General features: G+C 62.4%; 4 protein-coding genes. All 4 read left to right on the top strand.

Annotated elements, in window-relative coordinates:
• Positions 1 to 456: 456 nt before the first annotated feature.
• The 4 genes from asnB (at position 457) to EBL85_RS17135 (ending at position 4,828) form a co-directional block, all read left to right on the top strand.
• Entirely contained in the window at positions 457 to 2,283 is a 1,827-nt protein-coding gene (asnB, locus tag EBL85_RS16460; RefSeq protein ID WP_123143474.1) for an asparagine synthase (glutamine-hydrolyzing), read from the top strand.
• 143 nt (positions 2,284 to 2,426) lie between these two features.
• Positions 2,427 to 3,563, top strand: a complete 1,137-nt coding sequence (locus EBL85_RS16455; RefSeq protein ID WP_123143473.1) for a glycosyltransferase — start codon at positions 2,427 to 2,429, stop codon at positions 3,561 to 3,563.
• 1 nt (position 3,564) lies between these two features.
• Complete coding sequence (locus EBL85_RS16450) at positions 3,565 to 4,560, top strand: ParA family protein (RefSeq protein ID WP_123143472.1); 996 nt, start codon at positions 3,565 to 3,567, stop codon at positions 4,558 to 4,560.
• Entirely contained in the window at positions 4,553 to 4,828 is a 276-nt protein-coding gene (locus EBL85_RS17135; protein WP_148040576.1) for a hypothetical protein, read from the top strand. Before EBL85_RS16450 ends, EBL85_RS17135 begins: the two co-directional genes overlap by 8 nt.
• Positions 4,829 to 4,830: the final 2 nt, after the last annotated feature.

Below are 4,830 nucleotides of genomic sequence, written 5' to 3'. Positions count from 1 at the left end.
CGAGACTGGCATGAGAAGAGAGATCGAGGGCTTGGTCTTAGCGACAAGGTCCAGGCCTTCAGGCGCAATCGAGCTGCCTCAATCTCGCGCGGTGGGAGCTAACCACCACGGGGTGGCAAGATACAAGACGCGAAGGACACGAAGGTTTTTTTAAAAAAGGACACCCATTTATCGAGCGCCTGGACACCTTTAAAAAGGGACACCCATTTATCGAACGCCTAGACGCCAACCACACAACCCCTTCGCGTTCTTCGCGGCTTGGCGGTTCACATCTTTGCGGTTCACATCTTCCGAAGGCTGGCGGCTGACGACAGCGCCCCGGTCGCCAGCCGCAACCCTCGACAACCGGCCGGCGCCTCGTATCATGGGGAGCGGTCGCACCAGCGCGGTGCGTCGAGACATGAGGGGGCGAGGACCTATGGCCAGATATCATCCAACCAAGACGGGGTCGCGCTGATGTGCGGGATCGCCGGTTTCATCCTGCGCGCCGGGGTCGAACCCGCGCCCGGTACGCTCGAACGCATGATCGAGCGACTCGGACACCGCGGCCCGGACGACAGCGGACTCTATCGCGAGGGCGCGGTGGGGCTGGCGCAGTCGCGGCTGTCGATCATCGGACTGGAGACCGGGCACCAGCCGCTGCTCGCGCCCGCCGACGGGCTGGCGCTGGTGGCCAATGGCGAGGTCTACAACTATCGCGAACTCAACGCCGCGCTCGGCGCCGCCGGGCGGGTGGCACACACCGGCTCGGACTCCGAGACCATCCTCCACGCCTACGCGGTGCACGGGCTCGACGCGCTCGAACGGCTGCGCGGCATGTACGCCTTCGCGCTGCATGATCGCCGGCGCGAGCGGCTGATCCTCGCCCGCGACCGGCTCGGCATCAAACCGCTGTTCTACGCCCGGCTGCCCGACCGGGTGGTGTTCGCCTCCGAGCTCAAGGCGCTGCTCGCGCTGCTGCCCGAGTCGCCGCGGGTCTCGGCCCCGGCGCTGCGCCAGTTCCTCCACCACCAGTTCGCCGCCGGCGAGGACACCCTGATCGAGGGCGTGCGCCGCGTCCCGCCGGGCGAGGCACTGGTGATCGACTCCGAGCTCAACCTCACCCATCACCGCTACTGGTCGGCGCGGCGCGTCGCCCCGCGCGACATCGGCCCCGAGTACGCCAGCTACGAACTCGGCGAGCGGCTCGACGCGGCGATGCGCGAGCACATGCGCGCCGACGTGCCCTTCGGCCTGTTCCTCTCCGGCGGGGTCGACTCGGCGGTGCTCGCCGCCCTGCTCCACCGCCACGGCGCCGGGCGCATCCACAGCTTCTCGGTCGGCTATCGCGGCACCCGCATGGCCGACGAACTCGACGCCGCCGAGCGGGTCGCGGCGCACTTCGGCTTCGAGCATCACCGTCTGGAGCTGGAGCTGGATCAGGTCTTCGGTCGCATCCCCCACAGCATCTGGGCCGCCGACGAACTGATGCGCGACTATGCCTGTCTGCCGACCTCGATCCTCGCCGAGCAGGCCAGCGCCGAGCTCAAGGTGGTGTTCTCCGGCGAGGGCGGCGACGAGGTGTTCGGCGGTTATGGCCGCTACCGCCCGCCGCGGCTGGAGCGCTGGGGCAAGGGGCTGCTGCGTCCCGGCAGCGGCGGCTTCCGCACCCGGGGACAGTGGGCCAGACGCTGGCAACGGGCGCTGTACGGTGCGGCGCTCGCGACCGTCGAGCCGCCCGATCGCGCCCCCTTCGTCGCCGCCTGGCAGGCCACCCCCGGCGACTGGTCCGACCTGCAGCGACGTCAGTACACCGACCTGGTGACCGCGCTGCCCGACAACCTGCTGGTGAAGACCGACCGCATGCTGATGGGGTTCGGCGTCGAGGGCCGGGTGCCCTTCCTCGACCACCGTCTGGTCGAGTTCGGGCTGGCGCTGCCCGACACGCTCAAGACCCGCGACGGCAGCGGCAAGTGGCTGCTCAAGCGCTGGGCCGAGCCGCTGCTGCCGCCGGGGCACCTGAGCGCGCCCAAGCGCGGCTTCCACGTCCCGGTCGGCGACTGGCTCGGAGACGAGCGCGCCGCCCAGGTCGGCGAGCTGCTGGCGCGCAACGACGGCATCCGCACCTGGTTCCGCCCCGAGGCCCTGCCTGCGCTGGTTGCCGCACGGTGCGCCGGGCACGGCGGCGGGCGCGAGCTGTTCGGGCTGCTGCAGTTCGCGATCTGGCACCGTCTGTTCATTGAGCGGCCGGGGCTCACGCCCGCCCCGCACGAGGACCCGCTCGACTGGATCGCGAGCGACTGAGCCCGGGCCACGCGTCGCTGGCCAAGCCGCGCGCGCTGGCGCAGAATGACCCCACAGGACCGCGTCCGCCGCGCGCCGCTGGCGGACGCCCGAGCACCATGGATGGCGCCCGATCGTCATCCGGCCACCGAGACCCGCGCCGCATGACCGAGCCCGCACACATCGCCTGCTTCCTCTCCACCTCGGGACACAGCGGCGTCGACCGGCTCGCCCGTCACCTGCTGCCGGCGATCGCCCGGCGCGGCCACCGCGTCGACCTACTCAAGGTGCGCGGCCACGGCCCCGAACTCACCGATCAGCCGCCGGGGCTGCGCATCATCGATCTCGGCACCCGCCACACCCTCGCCACCCTGCCCGCGCTGGTGCGCTATCTGCGCCGCGAGCGCCCCGACGTACTGCTCTCCGACAAGGACAAGGTCAACCGCCTGGCACTGGCCGCGCGCGCACTGGCACGCACCCCGACCCGATTGGTGCTGCGCTCGGGGATCACCATCTCGGTCGATCTCGCCTCGCGCGGGCCGCTCGATCGCTGGGTGCAGCGTCACTCGATGGGCTGGCTCTACCGCTTCGCCGATCGCGTGCTGGTGCCGAGCGTCGGCGCCGCCGACGACATGGCCCGCTACACCGGCCTGCCGCGTGAGCGCATCCACCCGGTCGACTCGCCGATCGTCCCGGCGCGGCTGTTCACCGAGCAACAGCCACGCCCCGATCACCCCTGGTTCGCCGACGACGCCCCGCCGCTCATCCTCAGCGTCGGCGAGCTGTGCAGCCGCAAGGACTTCGCCACCCTGCTGCGCGCCTTCGCCCAGGTGCGCGCCGAGCGCCCCTGTCGACTGATGATCCTCGGTCGCGGCAGCGCCCGCGAGCGCCTGCTGCGCCTCGCCGACGACCTCGGCGTCGGCGCCGACTTCGCCCTCCCCGGCTTCGTCCCCGAGCCCTACGCCTACATGGCCCACGCCGCCCTGCTCGCCTTCTCCTCGCGCTGGGAGGGCCTGCCCTTCGTCCCCGTCGAGGCGCTGGCCGTCGGCACCCCGGTGGTCTCCACCGACTGCCCCAGCGGCCCGCGCGAGATCCTCCAGGACGGCCGCTACGGCCCCTTGGTCCCGGTCGGCGACGATGCAGCACTGGCCGAGGCGATCAAGACGACGCTGGATGATCCGTTGCCGAAGGCGGTGTTGCGGGAGGCGGCGGGGCGGTTTGAGATTGAGCGGGCGGTTGGGGGGTATTTGGAGGGGATCACGAAAAACCAAACAAACCACAAACAAAAGAGGATTAATTAAATTGAAATCAATAGGATTCTTTAACAATAAGGGCGGCGTAGGAAAAACAACGCTTTTATGCAATCTAGCAGGATCTCTCGCTATCCAACACAATAAAAACATATTAGTAATAGACTCAGACCCACAATGCAATGCATCAGCTTACTTGTTAGAAGAATCACAACTAGAAAACATTCTAATAAATGAAGAATACAACAGCATCGACTCTTTTTATGAACCAATACGCAGAGGTCAAGGATACTCAAACAACACACCAAATATTGAAAGAAGCGCAAGGTTTGGATTAGATCTAATCGTAGGAAACCCTAAATTATCAATACGTGAAGACCTACTCGCAAGCGATTGGTCGGAAACAAGGAACGGAGAACCAAGAGGATTTCAAACAACCTACGCATTCAAACAACTTCTAAGCAGACTCAATAGCTACGATTACATCTTTGTAGACATGGGCCCATCACTAGGCGCGTTAAATAGATCAGTACTACTAAGCGTCGACTTTTTTTTGATGCCATTATCAGTTGATATTTTCAGCATGATGGCGGTGAAGAACATCATAAAGTCTATCTCTTCATGGAAAGACTCACTAAACGACGCGATAGAAAGACATTACCACGCAGAGCGTCATTATTTTGAAATAGCAAACGAGAGAATACAATGGAAATTAAACTTTGCAGGATATGTAATGCAGCAGTATCGCGCAAAGAAAAAGGAAGGAATTAGACAACCCGTTGGCGCATTCGAAAGAATCATAGAAATGCAGCGCGCTGAAATACAAGAAATTTGCAACTTCTTCTCCGTCAACCAAGAGGCTGCAAATTTGGGTGAAGTACCAACTTTAAGTAGCGTTGTACCTCTTTCGCAGCAAGCTCATGCGCCAATATTTGCCTTGGCAGCAAGGGACGGTGTTGTGGGCGCCCATTATACCAGGGTGGCTGAAGCTGGAGATTTCTTCCATTCAATATCAGAAAATTTTTTAGCGAGAATGGAAAATGATTAACTGGGAAGAAGATCTGATAACAACATTAGCAAGACGCAGATGCGTGATAGTAATTGGCGCTGGCGTTTCAAAAAACTCAAGAAACCAAAATGGAGAAACACCAAAGTCATGGGATGAGTTCCTTAATTGGTGCACTGAAGAGATAGAAGGAGAAAACAAAGAACTCATAAAATTACTCATAGCGAGCAGAGATTTAACAACAGCATGCGAAGTTATAAAAAACAACATCTCTGAGGACAATTTAACAAGAAAAATAGAAGAAGAGTAGAT

It is taken from the genome of Marichromatium sp. AB32 (assembly GCF_003718675.1).
In the GTDB taxonomy this organism is placed as follows: domain Bacteria; phylum Pseudomonadota; class Gammaproteobacteria; order Chromatiales; family Chromatiaceae; genus Marichromatium; species Marichromatium gracile.
Note: the sequence above shows the minus strand (reverse complement) of the source record. Positions and strands in the feature narration are given on the sequence as shown.